The organism is Rothia sp. CCM 9417 (assembly GCF_048513575.1).
Lineage (GTDB): Bacteria > Actinomycetota > Actinomycetes > Actinomycetales > Micrococcaceae > Rothia.
Genome location: NZ_JBLXXT010000004.1, coordinates 109,940 through 134,030, shown reverse-complemented (window position 1 = coordinate 134,030; position 24,091 = coordinate 109,940). Strand labels below are relative to the sequence as shown.

Below are 24,091 nucleotides of genomic sequence, written 5' to 3'. Positions count from 1 at the left end.
TACATGGCACAGGAGAAGCCTTAAACAGTCTGTGGAAAAGCTCATCGGGGGTTTCCCCTGCACTGCCCCGATGTGTAAATAGAGAAGTCACAGAAAAAGAATGGACCAATGTCGCGCCTATTAAGAGCGTAGACATCGCAATCCACAGCTCGCACAGTACCTGGCATAAGTTCCCTAGAGAGGCCCCAGCTGGCCTTGACCTGGTTCATGACCAGAATCATTGCTCAGTTGCGCCAGGTAGGCCTCGATTTCTGCGCCAATTTCATCCCGGGGAGGAACGCGCCCGGCCGCTCGCTCAGACAAAGGTAAAGCGCTGAAACCCCTGGACGCGTTGGCATCGTAAGATTCTTCTAGGCGGTGAATCATCATTTGAATTTCAGGGTTAGCACTTGCTTGTTCATCAATCTGGCCCTGCACATTAAGTGAAAGCTCCCGCAAGCGGTCGGAGGGCAGGCTCAGCTTGGCGGCAAGCGAAAGGTGTTCCATAGCGACCAGAGCAGTCTGGGGAAGCTCAGATTCAGAAAGGTACTGGGGAACATTCACAGAGAAGCCTGCTGTACCAATACCGGCTTCGGTCAAGGCTACCTCGAGCAGACTTGACACCGAACCCGGGACGAGAGCTTCAGGCTGGAAGGAGGATATACCGGCAGTCAAATCTTTGCGTGAGCCATGGGCTGTCACAGGAATCGGGCGTGTGTGAGGGACCGGCATAGGGAATGCAGTCACAGATAGCGCGACCGAAACATCGAGTCGTTGAGCAAGGTCAACGATATTTGAGGTAAACCTCTGCCAGAGAAAATCAGGCTCGGTCCCGGTCAGCAGCAGGAATGGCTTACCCAACCGGTCTTCTACAACATAGAGCTTGAGCTCGGGCAAAACAGGGTTGGTATAGTGGTCCTTCTTAAAGGTGATGCGAGGTCTGCGGGAGCGGTAGTCGTGGAGCCTGTCAGCGTCAAACTCGATGACGGGAAGGCTATCAAGTTCGTGCAGAAGGACTTCGCCCAAGTGCCCCGCTGTTCCACCGGCGTCCTGAGGGTGTGATAGGGCAACCACCAGGGGGAGGCCTTTAAGGCGCTGGTTCTCAAATACTCCAGCGTGGGCTATGTATAGCCGCTCATCGTGTCTCATGCTCTGCCCCCTTCGCCTAAAGGTCCATTCTTGTGTTGAGACTCTATAGTACTCCAGCCTCTCTAATACCGGCTGTGTATCTTGCAGTAATAACTGTTGTCGGTGAAGAGATATTCCTCATCCACACCAGCATTTCACAAAAATGTCACAAATCGCCCCAACCGACAGAGCTGTTAGCCGGCTCCACGGTACCTCCAGCATGTTATCCACGGTACACATTGACGGTTTTTTTGCCTACCCTTATTAACTGAAGGAGCACAAGAAAAGTCGCTTTTCCCGCGGCCTCTATGTTCTCACCCCAATATCTGAAGGAGAATTCTGTGAGCCAATCACATGATTTGTCATTTTCCGTTTCCTCAACAGACCTTGATGGACTCGAGGCAAATGTTCTAGTTCTCGGCGTCTATTCCTCTGAGGAAGGCCCGGTTCTTGCATCCAACCCTCTTGGCGAAGAAACCGCTGAGGGTCTCGAAGCAATCCTTGAGGACCTGGGGGTGACCGGGGGCCAGGACGAACTCGTTCGCCTACCCGGTTTTGATGAAGCTGGAGCAGACCTTGTTGCTCTCATCGGGCTTGGGGTAGAAAACGACCAGCTCGCTCAAAAGCTGAACAGCCTCCGCTATGCCGCAGGTTCTGCAGTTCGCCAGCTAGCTGGCAACGAGAACGTTGCCCTTGCCCTAGGCGTCACCACCCCTGATGAAGTTGCCGCCGTGGCTGAAGGTGCCGCCTACGGAGCCTTTTCAGATGCTCAGTTGAAAGCAAAAACAGCAGAATTGGTCAAGGCACCGGTAGAGGACATCACCATTGTCACCGATCTTGACCCTGCAGAAGCCGAGCCGGCACTCACCCGTGCCCTGATTCTAGGCGAAGCTGTAGATCATACCCGCCGTCTGGTGAATACTCCCCCATCCCACCTCTACCCCGCAACTTTCGTTGAGCGAGCCTTAGAGCGTATTGAAGGGCTGGAAAATGTCACCGCAAAGGTCTGGGACTACGACCAGCTGGTAGCAGAAGGCTTTGGCGGAATCGCAGGTGTAGGTCAGGGCTCAGAACGCAAGCCTCGCCTGGTTGAGGTCAAATATGTGCCACAGGGCGCTACTCAAACCGTAGCAATAGTAGGCAAGGGTATTACTTTCGATACCGGCGGTATTTCCCTCAAGCCCCCCACATCTATGACCACTATGAAATCAGATATGGCAGGTGCAGCTACAGTCCTCAACGTGGTTGCTGCCGCATCAGAACTCAACATTCCGGTGGCAGTCAGCGGTTATCTCTGTCTGGCCGAGAACATGCCCGGTGGCAACTCGATCCGCCCCGAGGATGTCCTGACCATGCGTAGTGGCCACACCGTTGAAGTCATGAACACCGATGCCGAAGGACGCTTGGTCATGGCAGATGGCCTTGCCCTGGCATCTGAATCTGAGCCCGACGTCATTCTGGATATTGCCACCCTAACCGGCGCCCAGCTTATTGCTCTCGGTGTGCGTACCGCAGCAGTAATGGGCCACGATAATATCCGGGCCAAGGTAGTTGAAGCAGCTAGCGCCGCTGGCGAAGACTACTGGCCCATGCCCATGCCCGAGCATTTGCGAAAGTCCCTCAAGTCCCCCGTTGCTGACCTTCAGAACATCGGTTCCAGGTACGGCGGAATGCTTGTTGCAGGCCAGTTCCTTGAAGAATTCGTGGGTGAGAAAGATGGCGCCAAGATTCCTTGGGCTCACCTCGATTTTGCTGGGCCTTCTTTCAACGAAGAAGCACCCTATGGGTACACACCTAAGGAAGGTACAGGCCATTCCGTTGCAACCCTCATCAAATTTATTGAGGCCTACGCCTAAGCGGTAAGTATCGTTGAGCATCCCGGTTACCCTTCACAAAGGTAACCGGGATGTAATCGTTAACACCTCATGACGTGGCGTCCACCATAATATGAACATGAGCCTTTACCCCTGCCCCCAGAGATTCATAGCCCTTTCAAAGGCTCAGCAGAGGTCCGAAAGGCTATCTACAAGGGGTCCTAGAGCAAAAGGCTAGCTCCCTGGGTGCATCAGGACCCTCAGTTTTAGTCACGGGGCACATAAGTCTCATCGGCGCAATAGTGGAGCTGTGCCCCGACAAGCGATAAGCTAGAAAATGACAGTAGATAAGGGGGCATTGTGTCTCCGCAAACCCATGTAAGGGAGCGTCAACGTGGCCGACTCGGCAACAACAGAATTCGATATCCTCATCCTCGGTGGCGGTAGCGCAGGCTACTCAGCTGCACTTCGAGCTGTACAGCTCGGTTTCTCCGTAGGTCTCATCGAAAAAAGCAATCTGGGTGGCACCTGCCTGCACACCGGTTGCATTCCCACCAAGGCTTACCTGCACGCAGCAGAGCTCGCTTCTGAGGCAAAGCACGCCTCACAGTACGGTGTTAACACCACCCTTGAATCCATTGACATGGCCAAGGTTCGTGACTACAAGGACGGCATCGTTGCCGGTAAGTTCAAGGGCCTAACCGGTCTTCTCAAGATGAAGAAGGTCACCGTCATCGAAGGTGAAGGTAAGCTCACCGGCCAAGACACCATCAGCGTTAACGGCACCGCCTACAAGGGTAAGCACATTATCCTGGCCTCCGGTTCTGTTTCCAAGACCTTCGGTATTGAGATTCGCGATCGCGTTCTGACCTCAACCGAAGCGCTGCAGATGGATTACCTCCCCAAGAGCGCAATCGTTCTGGGCGGTGGCGTTATCGGGTGTGAATTCGCCTCCATGTGGAACTCAATGGGCGTTGACGTCACCATTATCGAGGGCCTACCCCACCTAGTACCCAACGAAGATCCCTCCATCATTAAGGTTCTTGAGCGCGAATTCAAGAAGCGGGGCATCAAATCCTCACTGGGCAAGTTCTTCAAAACTGTTGAGCAGGACGCCAACGGCGCTAAAGTCTCCCTCGAAGACGGCACCACCTTTGAAGCTGACATCGTGCTCGTTGCTGTAGGCCGTGGCCCCAACACCGAGGGCTTTGGTTACGACCAACAGGGCCTGACCATGGACCGTGGCTTTGTCATTACTAACGAGCGACTGCACACCGGGGTAGGCAACATCTACGCTATTGGCGATATCGTCCCCGGTGTCCAGCTAGCGCACCGTGGCTACCAGCAGGGCCGTTTCGTTGCTGAAGAGATTGCTGGCCTGAACCCACAGGTGGTTGAGGATCTCCATATCCCCAAGGTCACCTACTGCGAACCCGAAATTGCCTCAATCGGCTACTCACAGCCCAAGGCTGAAGAAAAGTTCGGCAAGGAAAACATCGAGGTTACAGAGTACAACCTGGCCGGTAACGGTAAGTCCTCTATCCTTGGTACCGGCGGTCTGGTCAAGGTTGTCCGTGAAAAGAACGGCCCTATCATCGGTGTTCACGCTGTTGGCAAGCGCATGGGCGAGCAAATTGGTGAGGCACAGATGTGGGTTGTCTGGGAGGCTTTCCCCGAAGACGTTGCACAGTTTATCCACGCTCACCCCACTCAGAACGAATCACTCGGTGAAGCAGCAATGGCCTTGGCTGGCGCACCGTTGCACGGCTAAATAAGCTTCAGGTAGGTGGTCGCTCCGCACCCGTGAAGCACCACCTACCCTTTCAATATTCCATCACGTACAAGGAGACCACGAAGGACTATGTCCACTACCGTTGAACTGCCCGCACTGGGCGAATCAGTAACCGAGGGTACCGTTACCCGCCTACTCGTTGAAGTTGGCGAAACAGTTTCTGTCGACCAAGCTATCGTCGAAGTTTCAACTGACAAGGTTGATACCGAAGTTCCCTCACCCGTTGCCGGTGTTGTTGAACAGATTCTCGTTGAAGAAGACCAGGATGTCGAAGTAGGTGCTCCCCTGCTCGTCATTGGTGACGGCTCCGGCGCAAGCGCATCTGCTCCTGTAGCTGCACCTGCCCAGGAAGCTCCAGCAACATCCGCTCCCGCAGCTGAATCCGCTGCACCTGCACCCACTCCTGCGGCTCAAGCCCCTGCAAGCTCCGCTGAAGGCGTTGAGGTTACCCTCCCCGCGCTGGGCGAATCAGTTACCGAAGGCACCATCACCCGCTGGCTCAAAGAGGTTGGCGAAGAAGTAGCCGTTGACGAGGCTCTGGTTGAGGTTTCCACCGATAAGGTAGACACCGAAGTTCCCTCACCCGTTGCCGGTACCCTGCTTGAAATCCGCATCCAGGAAGACGAGGATGCCGAGGTCGGCCAGGTTCTGGCCATCATCGGTAGCGCTTCATCTGCTGCCCCCGCCGCCTCAACTGATGCGCCTCAGGCCCCTGCAGCCGACGAAGCCAAGGTAGCTGATCAGGCGCAGGCACCGGTAGCGGTTTCTTCACAGGATGAGGCTGCTGAGGCTCCTGCTGTCGAAATTCCCTCCGGCGAGAACGGCGAAGCCTACGTCACTCCCCTTGTACGCAAGCTGGCGAAGCAGGAAGGTATCGACCTTTCAACCATCAAGGGAACCGGCGTTGGTGGCCGCATCCGCAAGCAGGACGTATTGGCTGCTGCCGAGGCTAAGAAGGGCTCTGCTGCAACCCCCGCCGCAGCACCCGCTCCCGTAGCTGCGCCAGCTGCTGCTCCTACGGCCCCTGCTGCCCCCAAGCCTGCAGTCTCCTCAAAGCGTGGCACCACCGAGAAGACAGCTCGTATCCGCCAGACCGTTGCCAAGCGCATGGTTGAGTCGCTGGCAGTTTCAGCTCAGCTGACCACTGTCCAGGAAATTGACCTCACCCGTCTGGTTGCTCTGCGCAACAAGGCTAAGGCTGGTTTTGAGGCTCGTGAGGGTACCAAGCTGACCTTCCTGCCCTTCTTCACCAAGGCAGTTACCGAAGCTCTGCAGCAGTTCCCCCAGTTCAACTCCTCAATGAGTGATGACTTCAAGGAAATTACCTACCACGGATCCGAGAACATCGGCCTAGCAGTTGACACCCCCAAGGGTCTGCTTGTCCCCGTTGTTAAGGATGCCGGTGACCTCAACATTGCCGGTATCGCAAAGAAGATCAATGATGTAGCCAAGCGTGCACGCGACGGTCAGGTTGCACCTGAGGAGCTCTCCGGCTCAACCTTCACCATCTCATCAACCGGCCAAACCGGCGGTGTCTTCTTCACCCCGATCATCAACCAGCCCAACGTAGCTATCTTGGGTATCGGCTCAACCAACAAGCGCCCCGCTGTGATCCAGGACGCTGATGGTAACGATGTCATCGCAATTCGTTCGCTAGCATACTTCTCACTCACCTACGACCACCGCGTCGTGGACGGTGCAGATGCTGGTCGCTTCCTGGCTTTCCTCAAGCAGCGACTTGAAGAAGCCGCTTTTGAGGCTGAGGTCGGCCTCTAAAAACAGGTGGTGACTGAGTAAGGGACATCTAACCCCTTTACTCGCCCAGCTATTGTTTGAGGGTGCTCCCCCATCACATGATGAGGGAGCACCTTTTGTATACCCCCTGTTTTCCTGGGGTAACTGACATAGGTGCCGACCAACACACCCCTTGCTGTGACATACTGTCGATAAAGGGCCCAGTATTCCGTAGACTAAAGAACATGTCTATTGCTTTTTCAATTCTTCTGTTTCTGCACATTATTGGTGCTTCACTAGTGTTTGGCCTTTGGGTAGCAAACTTTAAGAAAGCTGTCGTCCTGCCCGGCCAATTCCATGCCGCGCTCTTGCAGCTTGTTACCGGTTTCGCTCTCTACTTCATGCAGATGGCAGAAAATATGCAACTCAACCACATGATGATTGGCATCAAAATGGTGATTGCCCTGGTGATCGCTGCCGCTGCATTCGTAGGTCAGAAGAAGTACAAGGCCGCTCTTGCTCTTGGTACTCCTGAATCAGGTAAGAACATTGCTCTTGCCCACACCGTTGGCGGTCTTGCGCTGATTAATATTGCTATCGCAATTTTTATCCAGTACCCACAAATCTAAATCACTGCCTGTAATCTAAGGGCATATCGAATTCGCCACTAGAGCGGTAGGCATCAACTGCCTACCGCTCTATTTCTTATTCGCTTACAGTGCTTGAAGCCTAGCCTTGGTTGGCAGTAATAGGTTTTGCTGATTCAATTCTTAGCCCTTGACTAGAGGGCTGTAGTGACAAGCTGACTTTCTGCATAATGCGTTCTCCATCTCGGGTCATACCTAACCGCGCTAGTTCCTCGTCGCTCCCCTTAGGGTTGTAGCCGCGAGCTTCAAGAACCGCTATTACTGTGTAGCTACCCTCCTGACCGGCAGAAATTTCCTCAACGGACACTACTTGGGACGACATCTGGCTGAGATCTCTTGCTCCTTCTTGAGTCAGCATATTACGGTCATTGTGTTCTAATTCAGAACCGGGTAAGGCATAGTCCTGAACGCGATTGCTATTGCCAGAAGATAGAACTTGGCTTCGCAGGCGGATGAGTTCGGCTGTTTGTTGGGTAATTACTTCCTGGTGATCACCGCTGATACCACTCACCGGTTCGGAAGGTTTCTGTAATTCTGGCTCCTTTGTTGGTGATAGCGTGGCTGGGCTAGTCGGTAGTGACATTTCCTGTGACTGAGTTTCCTCCGCGGCTTGTTCTTGCGGGCTAGCGCTGAGACGGTCCTGGATCCACGGTAAGAAAACAGATATACACGCCCCCAGCGCAAGAACGATAGCCGCCAGAAGCGCTATAGCAACCCCCTGCTTCCCCGATTTCCATAAGGAGATACCAGCACTTGATGAGGACCGTCTATTCAGTGTTTGGGGCTGCCCGTAGACTTTCGGTGCCCTCCTCATGCGGGTTTTAGGCTTGTTGGTCATCGGCTCAGTCTCAGTCGCCGTGTAGGCAGGGAGCCGGCTTAGGACGCTCTCGTTGGCACTCAGATGGAGCTCTAAGGGGGCAGAATCCGCAGTCAGGTCAAATAGGGCGGCAAGATCGGTCAGGCTCGGCTGATTTGCTCTCAGGTCAATAGCATCTTCAAGTGTTTGAGCAAGAGCGTCGCTGGCCTGAGGTAGGCTCAATAGAAGCGGCGCCCGGAGCCTTTGTGCCTTAGGTTCCTTGCCCGTAAGACAGAACCAGAGAATAGCGGCACAGGCGGCAATATCCTCTGCCTTTTTGGCTTCTTTGGCAGCATCGGGTGAAGTTCTGAGATCAAGGTCGGGCGCTAGAACTTTAAGCTCCCCCTTAACAGTGAAAACGCAGTGCTCTAACCTAAGGTCTCGGTAGGCAAGCTCTTGCTGGTGGAGGTATGTTAATGCCGCAGTCAGGGCCTTAGCTACGGTGGTAACTTGGGCAAGTGGAAGCTGGCCCCGGGCTCTGCAATAATCCGCTAGAGTACCTGCTTCAGCTGCCTCATACCAGATATGACCTGCACGAGGTGAGCTGGTTACTGCATCTACTCTCAGGACGGCGGGGTGGGTAGGTAAAGAGCAGAGCCGCTCAGCTGCTTTCATTGCGGCGGTTGCGCTCTTTGAATATTGAGTCAGCGTGTAAGGCCCTGCTTGTATCTCAAGCTGTCCTGCTGCCTGATAGCCACAGTCAGCAATCCAGGTAGAGTGGGTCGGCCCGCTTTCAAGGCGATATCGGAGGATGACATCGGTCAGGCCCTTGAGCGCGCTGTCAGATGCAAGGGGTTCCTGCTCAGGGTGAGATGGTGCGTCTTGTGGGTGAAGAGATGCTTGGCTTTTCATGTTCTAGACATACCTCACATGCAAGAACCCATTAAAAAGTTATCCACAGAACAGACATTTATACTAGTCAGAGATACATTAGTTGGCTGTGGATAAAAATTCACAGTTGGTCACCAAAAACTTAAAGCCACACTTAGGCTAGCTATTTTTAGAGTCTGACTAAAAGGACTACCCTAGAGGGTATGGCACTTTTGTTTGAGCGGGTCGGCTTTGCACCCCAGTACGTTGACTATGAGACGGCGCTTCAATACCAGCGCAAGACACACGAAAAAGTCGCTACCGGCCAACAACAAAACACCGTCCTGCTCCTAGAGCACCAGGAAGTTATTACCGCTGGGAAAAGAACCGAAGACCATGAGTACCCCAGCGACAATCGAGTTCCTGTGATCAAAATTGATCGTGGTGGCAAACTGACCTGGCACGGCCCCGGCCAGCTCGTTGGATATCCCATCGTCCAGCTGCCCGAACCCATTGACGTGGTCAGGTACGTGCGAGTCTTAGAAGAGGTCCTCATCAAGGTCCTTACCGGGCTCGGTATCACCTGCCAGCAAGTGGAAGGTCGCTCTGGTGTCTGGGTCCGGGGTGACGGGGCACTGCTACCAGATAAGAAAATAGCCGCCATTGGAATTCGAGTCTCAAAAAACACCACCATGCACGGCTTTTCCATCAACTGCAATAACCCCACTGACCCTTTCGGGGCTTTCATTCCCTGCGGAATTACAGATGCCGGGGTCACCACGATTAGTGAACAGCTCGGGCGGAATATTTCTCCAGCAGATATTGTTGAGCAGGTTGAAAAGGAACTCGACCGCTACGCCAACCAGCTAGCGGCATCTTTCGTTCCCGCCACCTAGCCCTCAAAGGGGTTCCCCTCAAAACCTTAAGCCCCCACATAGACTTAACGATGAGACCAATCTACAAAGGAGATTCCTCCACATGAGCGCCCAGCCTGACGGCCGCAAGCTACTGCGCGTTGAAGCGCGCAATGCAGAAGTACCTATCGAGAAGAAGCCCTCATGGATTAAAACCAGGGCTAAAGTAGGCCCTGAATATCAGGAGATGATTAACCTCTCCCGCGGTTCAGGCCTGCATACAGTATGCGAAGAAGCAGGTTGCCCCAACATCTACGAGTGCTGGGAAGATCGTGAAGCGACCTACCTGATTGGCGGCTCTGAGTGCACCCGTCGCTGCGACTTCTGCATGATTGATACAGGTAAGCCGATTGCTATTGACCGCACGGAACCAATTAAGGTAGCCCTCAATGTCAAAAAGATGGGCCTGCGCTACGCAACTGTCACCGGCGTTGCCCGCGATGACCTTGAAGACGGTGGTGCCTGGCTCTACGCCGAGACAATCAGGCAGATTCACAGGGTATCGCCCACCACAGGTGTCGAGATCCTGATCCCTGACTTCAAAGGCAAAGAAGAAGACGTCCAGCAGGTCATTGATGCCCAGCCCGAAGTCTTTGCTCACAACCTTGAGACAGTACCCCGTATTTTCAAGCAGATTCGCCCCGCTTTCCGCTACGAGCGCTCACTCGATGTCATAACCCAGGGCAAAGAAGCCGGCCTGATCACTAAGTCCAACTTGATTTTGGGTATGGGGGAAACTAACGAGGAAATCTATGAGGCCCTCTGTGACCTACACGATGCAGGAACAGACCTTATTACCCTGACGCAGTACCTACGCCCCGGCCCGCTCTTCCACCCCATCGAGCGTTGGGTCAAGCCGACCGAGTTCCTTGAACTTTCCCAAATGGCCGAGGAAATCGGTTTCTCCGGTGTCATGGCTGGGCCCATGGTTCGTTCTTCCTACCGTGCCGGTAAGCTCTGGGCCCGCGCCATGAAGAAGCACGGCCGCCAGATACCTGAGCACCTCTCTCACATCGACGATGAAGGCTTTGCCATGCAAGAAGCAAGCTCACTGGTAGCAGCTGGCGCGTAAACCAGGCTTCAGGGTCTCCCCAGCCGTTAGCTTTATCATCTCATTTGGGTGCCTGCCGGCTTTATCGGCGGGCACCTGCCGTATAGAATGGGTAAGTTACGGCGCTCTCATCACTTAGATAGCTAGGGCGCCCGGTTCTCGACTCACGAAGGATACACAGTGGCTGAATCTCGTGGCAACACCCGCGAAGAAAAGAAAAAGGCAGGCGCAGAGCGCCGCGCTAAGCGTGGCCCCGGCATGTTTGCCCAGATGAAGCAGGTCTATGGTGTGACCCGCCAACAAGACCCCAATATCCCCTGGATTTTGGCGCTGGTTTTCTGTGCAACCGTCCTTATTTTCCTGCTCATCGGTATTCTGCTGAAGAACTGGATTACTTTCCTTCTGATCGGTATTCCTTTCGGCATCCTCTTCGCAGTGATTGTTCTTTCTCGCCGCGCAGAAAAGGCCGCCTTTGCTCAGCTTGAGGACCGCCCCGGCCGCGCAGGCGCTGCTCTCTCAACCCTGCGCCGCGGCTGGATTTTTGAGCAGCAACCCGTTGCAGTGAATAAGTCACAGGATGTTGTCTTCCGCGCTATTGGACGCCCCGGCATCGTTCTGGTGACCGAGGGCCCCACTAACCGCGTCAACGGCCTGGTTCAGAAAGAAAAGCTCCGCTATAAGAAGATTGTTCCTACCGTACCCGTTCACGTTATCAACACAGGTACCGCGGAGGGTCAGGTAGAGCTCAAACAGGTCACTAAGGCAATGAACAAGCTACCCAAGCACCTGACTCAGCAGGAGATGCACCAGGTTTCTAACCGCATTGATTCCATCTCCAAGCACAACAATATGCTCAGTGCGATCCCCAAGGGCGTTGATCCCCTACGTATGCGCCCCAGCCGTAAGGGCATGCGCTAGCACCATTTGGCTTGATATATAAAGGCCGGGTTCTTTAAGAACCCGGCCTTTACCGTACCTACCGACCTTCTTTCTGCTTCTTGGAGCCCTTCCACCAGTTGACCACAAAGACATAGAGCAACAGCGCCAGGGTTATCTGCATCATGTAGCGATCAATGGTTTTGAGAATAGGCTGGATTCCCTCACCAAAGGTAACGCCCAGGTACAGGTAGAAGCACTTATTCAGCAGGGCGAGAATATAGATATAGACACCGATGACCATACCCTTGATCCTGCGGATACCGGCTATAGCTACCAGCAAGGTAGCGGGAATAGGCGAAAAAGGGATAAACCCCAGGAGAAGGCTCACCAGTAGGTGCCGTTCCACAAAGCCCTCCAGCTTGCGGTACCAGAGCGGTGTATGGCTGGCGAAAATCCAATTGATAAAGTCTTGGCCCCAATGCTTACCCATAAAAAAGTAAACGGCCATGAACTTGATGTGGCTCAGAGCTGCCACCGTAACCAACACAGCCCATAGAAGGTACTGGTGGGGATTCTGGGCGGCGGTAATCAGAACTCCCAAACCGGAGCCGGTCAAGAGCGACAGAACCCAGGGATGCTCAACCAGCAAGAAAGCCCGAGTGGGTATAATCGCCAGGGAGAAAATCGTCATGAATCCCAGTAGGGACAGCAGAATCTTATCGACCTTGCCTGGGGAAGTCAGGAAAGGGGGCAGAGCTGGGTCATGTTCTCTTTGCATGCTAGGGTTTTTGTCTTCCCTTGTGGAATCATCTGACATATCTACACCATCTAACGAATAAGAACCAAAATGGTATGACGTGCACGGTCGTGAAGCCCCCGTTGGTCAGCGTCCATGATCAGGACAGGAAGAACCAGCATCACCATGCTCTGGCGGACGAGAGCAGAGAGCCACCCAGCAGGTTTACCGTCAAGGCTCTGAACCTGCATTCCCATGACAAAATGACCTATGCTATGCCCCATGAAACCAACGGCAGAAACCATGTAAAGCCAGAAAAAAATGAGCTGGGCAATATCGAGAGAGGCTAGGTTCGCACCGGGGAAAACAAACTTCCCCAGGAGGAAGAAAATACCTTTAATGAGGTACCAATCCATACAAAACGCAATCAAGCGGCTCAAAGGGCGGGCAATTGCTCCCCTGCCAGAACGGGGGCGCCCCATATCCTGCCCCGGGTAATCCATATGGGTGGGGGCACCGTCAAGCCATGAACCTAAATCTTTTCTTGATACCACAACATCTAACCTTACCGGCTTAAGAGCAACTCCCCTACCCAGAAAAGTCATCTATGAGATACCACGGTCACCCAAGAGCACTGACCGCTTTCCTAGAATGAAAGAGAGCTTAGCCAGCTGCAGGAGCCCTTAACACGCCTGCAACTTGGTGCTCAGGCTGTTACACAAGCGAAACAAAGGCGACACTTGAGGGCAAAAAACTAGCTCTAGGCTAGATACAACATCCAGGTGCCCACCCATGGGGCCCCGGGGTCGATATATCTCAAGGAGAACACCCAATTATGTTCACAACCTCACAGGAAGTCCTAGACTTCATCACCAAGGAAGACGTCAAGTTTGTTGACATCCGCTTCACCGACCTTCCCGGTGTCCAGCAGCACTTCAACATGCCCGCAAAATCCATTGATGAAGATTTCTTCACAGTAGGCCAGATGTTTGATGGGTCCTCTATTCGGGGCTTTCAGGGTATCGCTGAGTCCGATATGCAGCTCATTCCCGATGTAGCCAGTGCCTATGTTGATCCCTTCCGTCTTGAGAAGACCCTGATCATCACCGGCTCCATTGTCAACCCACGCACCGGAGAGCCCTATCACCGTGACCCCCGAGGTGTTGCTGAGCGTGCTGAAGAATACCTCAAGTCAACAGGTATTGCCGATACCGCTTTCTTCGCCTCAGAAGCTGAATTCTTCGTCTTCGAGAACGTCCAGCACGAGGTGACCCCCCAGTCTGTTTCCTTCAAGATCGACTCCGATGAAGCTCCCTGGAACTCAGCTAGGACCGAAGATGGCGGTAATCTGGGTAACAAGACTCTCACCAAGGGCGGCTACTTCCCCGTCTCCCCCGTCGATAAGCAGGCCGACCTACGCGATGCCATGTGCGTAGCCCTCGATGAAGTTGGCCTCGAAGTCGAGCGTTCTCACCACGAGGTTGGCGCACCCGGCCAGGCAGAAATCAACTACAGGTTCTCCACCCTGACCCAGGCTGCAGATGACCTGCTCAAGTTTAAGTACGTCATCAAGAACACCGCCGACGCTTGGGGCAAGACCGTCACCTTCATGCCCAAGCCCGTCTTTGGCGACAATGGTTCAGGTATGCACTGCCACCAGTCACTCTGGCTCGACGGCGAACCCCTTTTCTACGATGAGCGTGGCTACGCTGGCCTCTCCGACCTTGCCCGCTGGTACATCGGTGGTCTGATTGAGCACTCCTCATCAGTTCTGGCTTTCACCAACCCCACCGTAAACTCCTACAAGCGCCTGGTTCCCGGCTACGAAGCACCCGTGAACATGGTCTACTCGCAGGGTAACCGTTCCGCCGGTATCCGTATCCCCATCACCGGTTCAAATCCCAAGGCCAAGCGTCTAGAGTTCCGTGCACCGGACCCCTCTTCAAACCCCTACCTGGCGTTTGCAGCCCAGCTCATGGCTGGTCTAGACGGTATCCGCAACCGCATTGAACCCCCAGCACCGATTGACAAGGACCTCTACGAGCTGCCCGCTGAAGAAGCAGCAGATATCAAGAAGGCTCCTGCCAACCTCGAAGAAGCCCTGGCCGCTCTTGAAGCAGACCACGACTTCCTGCTCGCCGGCGATGTTTTCACCGAGGACCTCATCCAGGCATGGATTGACTATAAGCGCACCAAGGAGCTGGAGCCCCTCTCACTGGTGCCGCACCCGCTGGAGTACCAGCTGTACTACGGTGTCTAATCTGCCGTAAACTGGTGCCATAAGCCCAGGGTCGCGCTCCCACATCCACAGATTCTGTGGGTGTGGGGCGCGGCTTTTGAGTGTAAAGACCGATAAGTTCAGAAGAGATGAAAACATGAGCAAGCAGAGTTCAATTCTTGAAGGACGTAGCACCATCTACCGGAACGAAGTCTTCCAGACCGGCCTCATGAGCCAGCTATTAGACGGTATCTACGACGGCGATATGACAATCGGTGAGCTCCTGGGGCACGGCAATTTTGGGGTGGGCACCTTTGACGGTCTTGACGGTGAGATGGTTGTGCTCGATGGAACCTGCTACCAGATGCGCTTTGACGGCTCTGTGTCCTTAGCGGACCTGGACCAGAAGACACCCTTTGCGGTGATTACTAACTTTGTTCCGGCAATTAAGCGGGATTTACCCCGCAATCTTCTCCGTCAACGAGCAGCCCAGGTGCTTGATGATTTCACTCTCTCAGATAATTACATGTATGCCATCAAAATTGTGGGCGACTTTGAGTGGGTACGCACCCGAACCGTCAAGAAGCAGTCCAAGCCCTACCCCAAGATGGTTGATGCGGTAGAAGGCGAGGACATCGTCCAGTTTGATGATGTTACCGGCACTATCGTTGGGTTCCGCACCCCTATTTACGAGCAGGGTATCGGTGTGCCCGGGTGTCATGCACACTTTATCAACGATGAACGCGATAAGGGTGGGCACCTTGTAGACTTCAAACTCCGCAGTGCGCATGTAGAAATCTGCCCGGGTACCGGGCTCCGCCTGCACCTGCCGCTCAACGAGGCTTTCTCAAATGCAGATCTCTCCCCCGAAGATTTGGCAGACCAAATCTCGAAGGCAGAGCAGCACTAGCTACCCCTGCTTCTCGACTATCTGGCCTAGTTCCAGGCTTTGATAGCCCAGTTGCTGGTTGATAGCTCGCATTGCAAGGTCATTGCGATCAACCCAACTCACCAGCCCCGTAAAATCGGTGCCCTTAGGCTCAAGCTGACGGTGGTTGGCTATCTTGAGAGCAAGGCCCAGTCCCTTGCCTCGGTAGTCGCCCATCATCCTGCTCAACCGTTTCGCTTCCCTGAAGCCGGTACATTAAGGTGTAACCTGCCAGTCGGCCATCCGGCGCGTAAAACGCGGTCATCCATAGAGTCAAGACGGTCGATATGTACAGTAGCCACACCATTGTGCTCAGTCACTATCTTCTTATCTTTCCTCGTGGTGTCTAGGCCGGGTAGAACAGCTTCTCATAGACAGCCCGAGCCTGACGGGTGATACGCAGGTAGTCGTCTTCGAGTAAGCGTGCCGAGTTCGGTTCATAGCCGCACCAGCGTGCAATGGCCTCAAGATCAGATCGGGTTGTCGTTAAAGTATCTGAAGCCCGTCCGGTCCTCAAGACATTCAAACCACGAATCTTTGAGGCAAGCGTCCAAGCCGAACTCAGAAGCTGAGCATCGTCCTGCTCAACAATTCCGGCTTCAACTGCGGCGGACAAAGCCCCCAAGGTTGAGGTCGTTTGCATACCCTGAACCCGGTGCGCGTGCTGAAGCTGAAGGAGCTGAACCAGCCACTCAACATCGGTCAGACCTCCCCGGCCTAGTTTGAGCTGGCGTGTTTTATCGGCTCCACGAGGCATACGTTCGGTTTCCACACGCGCTTTCATACGCCGAATCTCAGTCACCTGTGCAGCCCCAAAAGTAGACGGGTAACGGTAAGGAGCAATCAGCTCTATAAAAGCCTTACCCACCGTCTCAGAACCAGCAAAGGGGCGGGCACGCAGTAGGGCCTGGAACTCCCAGGTATCGGCCCAACGTTCGTAGTACTCCCGGAATGAGTCCAGCGAGCGCACCATAGCCCCCTGCTTGCCTTCAGGCCGCAAGTCGGCGTCAATCTCGAGCACTTTCTCGGCACGGATGGGCGGCTTGGTCGGCTGTTTGAGGAGCTGAACCATGCGGTTAATGAGTTCGGTGGCTTCTGCTTGGGCTTCACGTTCGTCTGCTCCTGGGCGCGGAATATGAACGTACATGAGGTCTGAGTCTGAGCCGTAGCCAATTTCGGCCCCGCCTTGACGGCCCATTGCGATAACTGCTACATGGGTGAGCGGATCTCGGCCCTCAGCGTAGAGTTCGCGTTCGGCAATAGCGAGCGCTGACTGGATAGCCCCTCGATCGATGTCGGACAGACCGTGTGCGACTTCCTCAGTGGTGGTCAGTCCTAGCGCTTCACCCATAGATAACCGGAGGATTTCACGGCGTCGTGCCATGCGGACGGCACGGATGGCATCCAGGGGGTCGGTGTGCCGGGTGAGCTGGGAGCGTAGTTCACCAATGATGACCTCGGTGTCTCGCGGTTTGAGGTCCTCGTCTCGGTCAAGCCAAGCAATGGGTTCGGGGGTATCTTCCAGTAGGTCAGTGATAAAGCGTGAGCTGGAGAGTAGGGTGCATAGACGCTCTGCTGCGGCGGGTGAGTCTCGGAGCATACGCAAGTACCAGGGGGTACCGCCAAGGGACTCACTGATACGGCGGAAACCCAGTAGGCCAGCATCGGGGTCTACTCCCTTAGCGAACCACCCCAAGAGTACCGGCATGAGCGTTCGCTGAATTTCGGCAGAGCGGCGTAGGCCTTTGGTCAGGGCCTCGATGTGCCCCATAGCGCGGCGGGGGTCCTTGTAGCCCAGGGCTGCCAAACGGTCTTGTGCGGCTTGGGGGCTGAGGGCTACCTCGTCCTTGGATAGGTGAGCCACCGCGGCAAGAAGCGGACGGAAGAAGAGCCTTTCGTGGAGTAGCTTAACCACCCGTTTGATTTTTGCCCACTGTTTGAGCATGTCGGCTTCGGTCAGCTGGTTGGGGGCTAGTGGCGAGCTCATACCCCTAGCTAGGGTGCGTCGGTCCTTTTCTTTGGCGGGCATGAGGTGGGTCCGGCGCATATAGAGCAGCTGAATACGGTGTTCCATGACCCGGAGGGTGGCATAGTTTTCGGCGAAGTCAAGGGCATCTTTGCGGCTGATATAGCTGGCCTTTGCTAGTGCACTCAGAGAGTCGGTGGTTGTCTGAGTTCGGACGCTCTCATCGGTTCGACCGTGGACTAGCTGGAGTAGTTGAACCGTGAACTCTACGTCGCGCAGCCCTCCGGGGCCAAGCTTAATCTGACGGTCAACTTCAGCGGCAGGGATATTATCTGTCACCCTATGTCTCATGGCCTGGACGGATTCCACGAAGGAGTCCCTGGCCGCTGACTCCCAGACGAAGGGGCGCATAGCCCTCGCCCACCGTACCCCCAGGGCAGGGTTGCCCGCTATGGGGCGGGCTTTCAGGAGGGCCTGGAATTCCCAGTTATCCGCCCACCGTTTGTAGTAGCTGGTATAGGACTCTACGGTACGGACAAGCGCCCCGTCTTTACCCTCGGGGCGGAGGTTGGCGTCGACCTCCCATAGGGCTGGTTCTGGCGCTGGTGCCATAATTGCTTTGGATAGAGCCTGAACGAGCTCAAGGCCCACCTGTGTCAGGGTGTTCTCATCTAGGGGGGTGAATCCCTCTGGAAGGTCTGAAAGCGGTGCGTGTGCCACTGCATAGACCACATCAACATCCGAGATGTAGTTGAGTTCCCGTGCACCGCATTTACCCATACCGATGATCGCCAGTTCAACTGCGGCAACAGTGTCCTCTCCTCGCGCTGCCGAAACCTCGGCGCGAGCAACGGCCAGTGCTGCTTCAAGAGCGCCCGCTGCCAGGTCAGCTAAGACATGCCCCACAGTAGGCATAAATTTGACCGGCGCGTAGCTGGTGAGGTCGTGGATAGCTAGCTCGGTGATGTGCCGGCGGTAGGCTACGCGAAGCGCGGTGTAAGCCTCTTTTCCCGTCAAGCTTGCTTTGGGTGTATCAGAATCAGGGTCCGCTCCTACGGCCTTGAGCAGGTCTGTCCGGTACACGGTGTCAAGCGGGGCAATGGGGGTCAGGAACTCATTATCAGTTTCCGGTAGCAGCGACCGGGGGAAATCTTCATAGGCTAGCTGCTTATCCTCAATCTCTAGCAGGTCTGTGTGCTCTGGGCGTCGAACAAGAAACTCCCCCAGTGCTTCTGAGCCGCCAAGTAAGCGGTAGAGAGCGGGGGCATCAGCACCTCGCCCTGCAAGTTCTGCTACCTTCGGCGCTCTCTCAATCAGCCTCACCAGCGCAGGCAGAGCAATGTCAGGTGAAGGTGCCAACCTCAGACCCTCAAAAAGTTTATTACGGTCGACCCTTGCCAGTTCGGGTGAATCCAGCCAGCGAGCGCTCTTGGCCGCATCGTAGAAACCCAGTGCTGCCATCTCACTGATGAGGCGCACATGTGCCTTGCGTTCTTCTTCTGCGCGGCGGGTAGCATCATCGGGGTGCGCTGAGGTAGTTTTTGGGGCTGTCACCGTGTCTTGCTCCTTGGGCTGTTGGGGTTCTGCTAGATACAACAAGGCAGGCGTAGCGCCCTAGTAGGGGCTACGCCTGCACAGCCTTGTTAGAGGATACCGAGGCTGGTCTTGAGCTCGTAGGGGGTTACTTCGGCACGGAAAGCGTTCCAGTCACGGCGCTTGTTACGCAGGAACTGCTCAAAAACCTGCTCGCCCAGTGTTTCGGCCATAAATTCTGATTCTTCGGTGCGGTGGATTGCATCGTAGAGAGATGAGGGCAAGGCGTGGTAGCCCATGGCACGGCGCTCCGCGCTGGTCATTGCGGAGATATCTTCCGTAACCGCTGCCGAGGGTAGCTCGTACTCGTTCTCGATTCCCTTCAGGCCAGCCGCCAGGATAACGGCGTAGGCCAGGTAGGGGTTGGTCGCCGAGTCGATACCGCGGTATTCCATACGGGCTGACTGCATCTTGTTGGGCTTGTAGAGCGGCACACGGACCAGGGCCGAGCGGTTGTTATGGCCCCAAGAGACATAGGAGGGTGCTTCACCGCCGCCCCACAGCCTCTTGTAGGAGTTGACGAATTGGTTGGTGACCGAGGTGAATTCGGGTGCATGCTGCAAGACACCGGCGATGAAGTGCTTGGCGGTGCGTGAAAGCTGGTACTCGGCTCCTGCCTCAAAGAAAGCGTTGGTATCACCTTCAAACAGGGAGAAGTGGGTGTGCATGCCGCTACCGGCGTGTTCGGTAAAAGGCTTAGGCATGAAGGTCGCATAGATACCCTGGGACAGGGCGACTTCCTTGATGACGGTGCGGAAACTCATGATGTTATCTGCGGTTTGCAGAGCATCGGCATGGCGCAAATCAATTTCATTCTGCCCCGGCCCGGTCTCGTGGTGGGAGAACTCTACTGAAATCCCAATTTCTTCAAGGGTGCTGACCGCTTTGCGGCGGAAGTCCTGCACGACTCCCCCGGGGGTGTGGTCGAAGTAGCTTTCAGAGTCCACAGGCTCGGGGAAGCCATTGGGTCCCAGTTCCTTGGATTTGAGAAGGTAGAATTCGATTTCCGGGGAGGTGTAGCAGGTAAAGCCCATGCCTGCGGCTTTGGAAAGAATTTTCTTGAGGACACCGCGGGTGTCCGAAGCACTGGGTTCGCCGTCGGGGGTGAGAATGTCGCAGAACATGCGTGAGGTGGGTTCGTCGTCACCGCGCCAGGGCAGCACCTGGAAGGTTGAGGGGTCAGGCTGTAAGAGCATGTCTGACTCGTAGACACGGGAAAGGCCCTCAATGGATGAACCGTCAAAGCCGATTCCCTCGTCAAAAGCGCTCTCAACCTCAGCCGGGGCAATCGCCACCGACTTGAGCTGGCCTACAACATCGGTGAACCAAAGACGAACGAAACGCACGTTGCGTTCCTCAATAGTGCGCAGAACAAACTCTTGCTGACGATCCATGTAACCTATCCGTTCGTGTCGCTAGCGCTACCTGCACCCCGGTGGGCAGGTTCTTATTCGCTACCTTCCAACTCTAGAACTTTGTGTTTCCCTCTGCCTACCTGGCACGCGCACAAACTAAGGAACCGTAACCAGTTTTAAACATTTCTTTCACCGACTGAGAATATGCGCCCTCAGGTCGTTTGCGCGGTCGAGCCTGCCCACTAAAGTTAGGGGTATGCTCAACGAAGAAAGTTCTCCCTACGGCTCACAGGCTTCCGCCCCGGCCGCATCTGCTCAGCAGAATTCAGCAGGTAGTGTCCTCGATGTTAAAAAGGTGCGGACTGTTCACCTGCGCCAGGCCAAAGAGGCTGGTGAAAAGTTCGCTATGCTCACCAGCTACGATACGCTCACCGCTACAATCTTTGACCGCGCCGGTATTGAGGTTTTGCTGGTGGGAGACTCCGCTGGCAGTAACGTCCTGGGGCATGATTCCACGCTCACTATCACTGTTGATGAAATGCTCCCACTGGTCAAGGCTGTATCGTCAGCCGCCCAGCGCGCCCTGGTGGTAGCTGATTTGCCCTTTGGCTCCTATGAACAGTCACCGCAGCAGGCGGTTGCTAGCGCAGTGCGTTTTATGAAAGAGGGCGGTGCGCACGCCATCAAGATGGAGGCAACTAGCTATCACACCGAGCATGTTAAGGCCCTGGTTGCGGCGGGTATCCCTGTCATGGCGCACATCGGTTTTACGCCCCAGTCTGAGCATGCCCTGGGTGGCTATCGAGTGCAGGGGCGTGGTGATAGCGCAGAAGCGCTCATAGAGAGCGCGCTTGCGCTTACTGAGGCCGGTGCCTTCTGCTTACTTATTGAGATGACGCGGTCAGACATAGCGGCACAGATTGACCGCGCAGTCCATATTCCGGTCATCGGCATCGGTGCAGGATCTGATGTAACAGGTCAGGTTCTGGTCTGGCAGGATGCTTTCGGGCTACGCCAGGGCAAGATGGCCCGCTTCGTCAAGCAGTACGCCAACCTGTACGACACTCTGTTGGAAGGTGCCCAGGCCTACCGCCAGGACGTACGCTCAGGGGCCTATCCCGCACCCGAGCACAGATTCGACCAGTGATTTCACTTAAAGTGTAGGGGCCGGTAGCACAGGCTACCGGCCCCGACTTTTATGGTTTTACTTGCCCCAAGAATTTTTGCCTTCATCCCAGGCTTCGTTACGTTTTTTAGCTGTTTCCATAGCGTGCTCGGCTTCTTCGCGTGTAGCAAAGGGACCCCACAGCTCAGTGATTTTTGACTGCTGGCCCTCTTCTACTTGCCCGGTACGCAGATTGTAGTAAAACTCCGTGGCATGGGGACCAGGTGTTACATTCTCAAGTGACATGTCTTCCTCTACATATAGTGACAGACGAGAGCATCGTTCTGCTTCCCAACCATCCTATGAAGGCCCTGGCCCCTTGGCAAGAGTCACACTTCTTTGAGACACCATGGAGTAAGCCACCAAAGCGGTTTAAGAGAAAGCAAGGAATGCCAGTAAACCCTCCAAGAGTGAAGAGAAAAGCTTGGACGCGACCTAGTGTGGCAAAAGTTTCCTTGCCTGGCACCCATCAGACCCCATCGAGCATCAGGAGAGGGACTACGATTTATAACATGTCGACAAATTCTTCTAGCCATAATCTTCCCGCTCAGCCCGGCAAAGCACCTCTTGGTTGCCTGGTGCCCGGCACAGTTACCCCCATGCGCTCGGTACCGGCAAGCATTGAACGCCCTGAATATGTAGGCAAGCCTGAAGCCGATGAAGGTAAAGGCTCCAACTTCTACACGCCCGAAGAAATTGAGCGGGTGCGAGCCGCTGGCAAGATTGCCGCCGGGGCAATCGTGGAAGCCGAAAAAATTGCGGTTCCCGGAACCACCACAGACCACATCGATGTTTTAGTGCACGAGTACATCTGCGACCACGGTGCCTACCCCTCAACCGTTGACTACCGTGGTTACACCAAGAGTGTCTGCACCTCATTAAATGAGGTCATCTGTCACGGAATCCCCGATTCAACCGTTCTTGAAGACGGAGACATCCTCAACCTCGATGTCACCGCTTACCTCGATGGCATGCACGGCGACACCAACCGTACACTCTTGGTCGGAAACGTTGATGAAGAATCGCGTCTGCTTGTTGAACGCACCGAAGAAGCCCTCAACCGTGCCATGAAGGCTGTCCGCCCGGGACGAGAAATCAATGTTATTGGGCGAGTGATTGAGAAATACGCAGCCCGCTTTGGCTACGGTGTAGTCCGGGACTTTACAGGCCACGGTGTGGGCCGTGAGTTCCATTCTGGCCTAATCATTCCCCACTACGATGCCGCCCCCGCCTACAACACCCTTATCGAAGAAGGCATGATTTTCACAATCGAACCCATGCTGACTCTGGGCACCATCGAGTGGGATATGTGGGATGACGACTGGACCGTCGTCACCAAAGACCGCAGGCGCACCGCCCAGTTTGAGCACACCATGGTTGTTACCGCCGACGGTGTCGACATTCTAACTCTTCCCTAGCCTCATCACCTTCAAGGAGTAGGACATGGCTGAAGCAGGCCACCAGATTCCCGAGCCCACCCCGGCTGACCTGGTCATCGGTATCGATATCGGTGGTACCGGTATGAAAGGCGGGATTGTAGACATTCGTACCGGTTTACTGGTCGGTGACCGTTTCCGGATCCCGACTCCCCAGCCAGCAACGCCAGAGGCCTGTGCAGGTGTAGTAGCCCAGATCGTTGAAGAGTTACAGGGGCGCGATCTGGCACCGCTCTCAGATTCTGCAATCGGAATTGATTTCCCTGCCATCATCAAGAACGGTCTTGCTCTCTCGGCTGCAAACGTTGACCCCAGCTGGGTTGGAACCAACCTCGAAGAAACTATGAGTAAGGCCCTGGGGGGCCGTCTGGTCTATGCCCTGAACGATGCCGACGCCGCCGGGCTAGCAGAAGCCACTTATGGCCAGGGACGGGATAAGGACGGCCTGCTTGCCCTGATTACTCTGGGTACCGGAATTGGTTCCGCACTCATTAACAACGGTCAGCTTATTCCCAACACAGAACTCGGTCACCTCGAGATTGATGGGCAGGATGCTGAGACCCGTGCATCAGCACGTGCTCGTGAGGTGTATGAGCTCTCTTGGAAAAAGTACGGCAAGCGGTTGCACCGCTACTTCTCACACCTTGAGATGCTCTTCTCACCTGACCTGTTCATTATCGGCGGGGGCATTTCTAAGAATCCTGAGAAGTTCATGCCTTATCTTGAGGGGAAGCTGCGTACTCCCATGGTTATGGCAGCCCTCCGCAATAACGCTGGCATTGTTGGGGCTGCGCTGTGGGCTGGTGGCATGCCCAGCGAGCACAAGCGTAGAGCTTCCGTGAAAGCCTAATACTGCCCCCTAAAGCAGTGGTAGCAGGCAGTGGCCACCGGCTGAGATATGCAGCTGGTGGCCTCTTCTTTAGACAAAACTATCTGTGAGCATCTCTCAGGAAGCACCAAGATTGCGTCAATTTAAGTCGTACCATGCCGCTGGGAAACTCATTCTGTCTCAAAAAAAAGAATTTTTGATATCGGTATCGGCGGTTCGTGCCATTTTTGCCTCTACCCGCGAATTTGAAATTAGTATCGA

At 54.9% G+C, this 24,091-nt stretch carries 20 protein-coding genes; 12 read left to right on the top strand and 8 right to left on the bottom strand.

Annotated features, from left to right (window positions below):
* Nucleotides 1-174 precede the first annotated feature (174 nt).
* Nucleotides 175-1,128 carry a proteasome assembly chaperone family protein gene (locus ACN082_RS06795; RefSeq protein WP_419100096.1) on the bottom strand — a complete coding sequence of 318 codons (954 nt, stop codon included), beginning with the start codon at nucleotides 1,126-1,128 and terminating at the stop codon, nucleotides 175-177.
* 320 nt (nucleotides 1,129-1,448) lie between these two features.
* On the opposite strand from ACN082_RS06795, the gene ACN082_RS06790 reads away from it, so the two are divergent.
* From ACN082_RS06790 to ACN082_RS06775, 4 genes are all read left to right on the top strand, one after another.
* The gene (locus ACN082_RS06790) at nucleotides 1,449-2,963 is read left to right on the top strand and encodes a leucyl aminopeptidase (protein ID WP_419100095.1); all 1,515 of its coding nucleotides are present in this window, start codon (nucleotides 1,449-1,451) and stop codon (nucleotides 2,961-2,963) included.
* Between the two features lie 352 nt (nucleotides 2,964-3,315).
* On the top strand, nucleotides 3,316-4,692 hold the full coding sequence (gene lpdA / locus ACN082_RS06785) for a dihydrolipoyl dehydrogenase (protein ID WP_419100094.1): 1,377 nt from the start codon (nucleotides 3,316-3,318) through the stop codon (nucleotides 4,690-4,692).
* Between the two features lie 90 nt (nucleotides 4,693-4,782).
* Entirely contained in the window at nucleotides 4,783-6,489 is a 1,707-nt protein-coding gene (sucB, locus tag ACN082_RS06780) for a 2-oxoglutarate dehydrogenase, E2 component, dihydrolipoamide succinyltransferase (RefSeq protein WP_419100093.1), read from the top strand.
* A gap of 203 nt (nucleotides 6,490-6,692) precedes the next feature.
* Nucleotides 6,693-7,076 carry a hypothetical protein gene (locus ACN082_RS06775; protein ID WP_419100092.1) on the top strand — a complete coding sequence of 128 codons (384 nt, stop codon included), beginning with the start codon at nucleotides 6,693-6,695 and terminating at the stop codon, nucleotides 7,074-7,076.
* A gap of 100 nt (nucleotides 7,077-7,176) precedes the next feature.
* Here ACN082_RS06775 and ACN082_RS06770 read toward each other — a convergent pair whose 3' ends face one another.
* A complete protein-coding gene (locus tag ACN082_RS06770; RefSeq protein WP_419100091.1) occupies nucleotides 7,177-8,802 on the bottom strand; it encodes a protein kinase domain-containing protein in 1,626 nt (541 codons plus the stop codon).
* Between the two features lie 182 nt (nucleotides 8,803-8,984).
* Here ACN082_RS06770 and lipB point away from each other — a divergent pair, with 182 nt between their 5' ends.
* The 3 genes from lipB (at nucleotide 8,985) to ACN082_RS06755 (ending at nucleotide 11,643) form a co-directional block, all read left to right on the top strand.
* Nucleotides 8,985-9,656, top strand: coding sequence for a lipoyl(octanoyl) transferase LipB (gene lipB / locus ACN082_RS06765; protein ID WP_419100090.1), 672 nt, complete (start codon nucleotides 8,985-8,987; stop codon nucleotides 9,654-9,656).
* Nucleotides 9,657-9,738: 82 nt separating this feature from the next.
* Nucleotides 9,739-10,746, top strand: coding sequence for a lipoyl synthase (gene lipA, locus ACN082_RS06760; protein ID WP_419100089.1), 1,008 nt, complete (start codon nucleotides 9,739-9,741; stop codon nucleotides 10,744-10,746).
* 159 nt (nucleotides 10,747-10,905) lie between these two features.
* Nucleotides 10,906-11,643, top strand: coding sequence for a DUF4191 domain-containing protein (locus ACN082_RS06755; protein WP_419100088.1), 738 nt, complete (start codon nucleotides 10,906-10,908; stop codon nucleotides 11,641-11,643).
* Between the two features lie 58 nt (nucleotides 11,644-11,701).
* Here the strand turns inward: ACN082_RS06755 and ACN082_RS06750 are convergent, their stop codons facing one another.
* Nucleotides 11,702-12,382 (bottom strand): DedA family protein, encoded by a 681-nt coding sequence (locus ACN082_RS06750; protein ID WP_419100087.1) that lies wholly within the window; start codon nucleotides 12,380-12,382, stop codon nucleotides 11,702-11,704.
* Between the two features lie 50 nt (nucleotides 12,383-12,432).
* Entirely contained in the window at nucleotides 12,433-12,894 is a 462-nt protein-coding gene (locus ACN082_RS06745) for an RDD family protein (protein ID WP_419100086.1), read from the bottom strand.
* A 281-nt stretch (nucleotides 12,895-13,175) separates the two neighbouring features.
* Here ACN082_RS06745 and glnA (ACN082_RS06740) point away from each other — a divergent pair, with 281 nt between their 5' ends.
* Together glnA (ACN082_RS06740) and budA are read left to right on the top strand one after the other, a co-directional pair.
* A complete protein-coding gene (gene glnA, locus ACN082_RS06740; RefSeq protein ID WP_419100085.1) occupies nucleotides 13,176-14,600 on the top strand; it encodes a type I glutamate--ammonia ligase in 1,425 nt (474 codons plus the stop codon).
* 115 nt (nucleotides 14,601-14,715) lie between these two features.
* Complete coding sequence (gene budA, locus ACN082_RS06735; RefSeq protein ID WP_419100084.1) at nucleotides 14,716-15,468, top strand: acetolactate decarboxylase; 753 nt, start codon at nucleotides 14,716-14,718, stop codon at nucleotides 15,466-15,468.
* Here the strand turns inward: budA and ACN082_RS06730 are convergent, their stop codons facing one another.
* The 3 genes from ACN082_RS06730 to glnA (ACN082_RS06720) all read right to left on the bottom strand — a co-directional run bounded on the left by ACN082_RS06730 (nucleotide 15,469) and on the right by glnA (ACN082_RS06720) (nucleotide 20,439).
* Nucleotides 15,469-15,666, bottom strand: a complete 198-nt coding sequence (locus ACN082_RS06730; RefSeq protein ID WP_419100083.1) for a hypothetical protein — start codon at nucleotides 15,664-15,666, stop codon at nucleotides 15,469-15,471. It lies immediately after the preceding gene.
* Nucleotides 15,667-15,832: 166 nt separating this feature from the next.
* A complete protein-coding gene (locus ACN082_RS06725; protein ID WP_419100082.1) occupies nucleotides 15,833-19,006 on the bottom strand; it encodes a bifunctional [glutamine synthetase] adenylyltransferase/[glutamine synthetase]-adenylyl-L-tyrosine phosphorylase in 3,174 nt (1,057 codons plus the stop codon).
* Nucleotides 19,007-19,095: 89 nt separating this feature from the next.
* On the bottom strand, nucleotides 19,096-20,439 hold the full coding sequence (glnA, locus tag ACN082_RS06720) for a type I glutamate--ammonia ligase (protein WP_419100081.1): 1,344 nt from the start codon (nucleotides 20,437-20,439) through the stop codon (nucleotides 19,096-19,098).
* A gap of 217 nt (nucleotides 20,440-20,656) precedes the next feature.
* Between glnA (ACN082_RS06720) and panB the strand changes: the two genes are divergently transcribed.
* Nucleotides 20,657-21,547 (top strand): 3-methyl-2-oxobutanoate hydroxymethyltransferase, encoded by an 891-nt coding sequence (panB, locus tag ACN082_RS06715; protein ID WP_419100080.1) that lies wholly within the window; start codon nucleotides 20,657-20,659, stop codon nucleotides 21,545-21,547.
* A gap of 57 nt (nucleotides 21,548-21,604) precedes the next feature.
* On the opposite strand, the gene ACN082_RS06710 is transcribed toward panB, so the two are convergent.
* Entirely contained in the window at nucleotides 21,605-21,811 is a 207-nt protein-coding gene (locus ACN082_RS06710; RefSeq protein WP_419100079.1) for an SPOR domain-containing protein, read from the bottom strand.
* 266 nt (nucleotides 21,812-22,077) lie between these two features.
* Between ACN082_RS06710 and map the strand changes: the two genes are divergently transcribed.
* Both map and ppgK read left to right on the top strand, forming a co-directional pair.
* Nucleotides 22,078-22,983 (top strand): type I methionyl aminopeptidase, encoded by a 906-nt coding sequence (gene map / locus ACN082_RS06705; RefSeq protein ID WP_419100078.1) that lies wholly within the window; start codon nucleotides 22,078-22,080, stop codon nucleotides 22,981-22,983.
* Nucleotides 22,984-23,008: 25 nt separating this feature from the next.
* On the top strand, nucleotides 23,009-23,851 hold the full coding sequence (ppgK, locus tag ACN082_RS06700; RefSeq protein WP_419100077.1) for a polyphosphate--glucose phosphotransferase: 843 nt from the start codon (nucleotides 23,009-23,011) through the stop codon (nucleotides 23,849-23,851).
* Nucleotides 23,852-24,091: the final 240 nt, after the last annotated feature.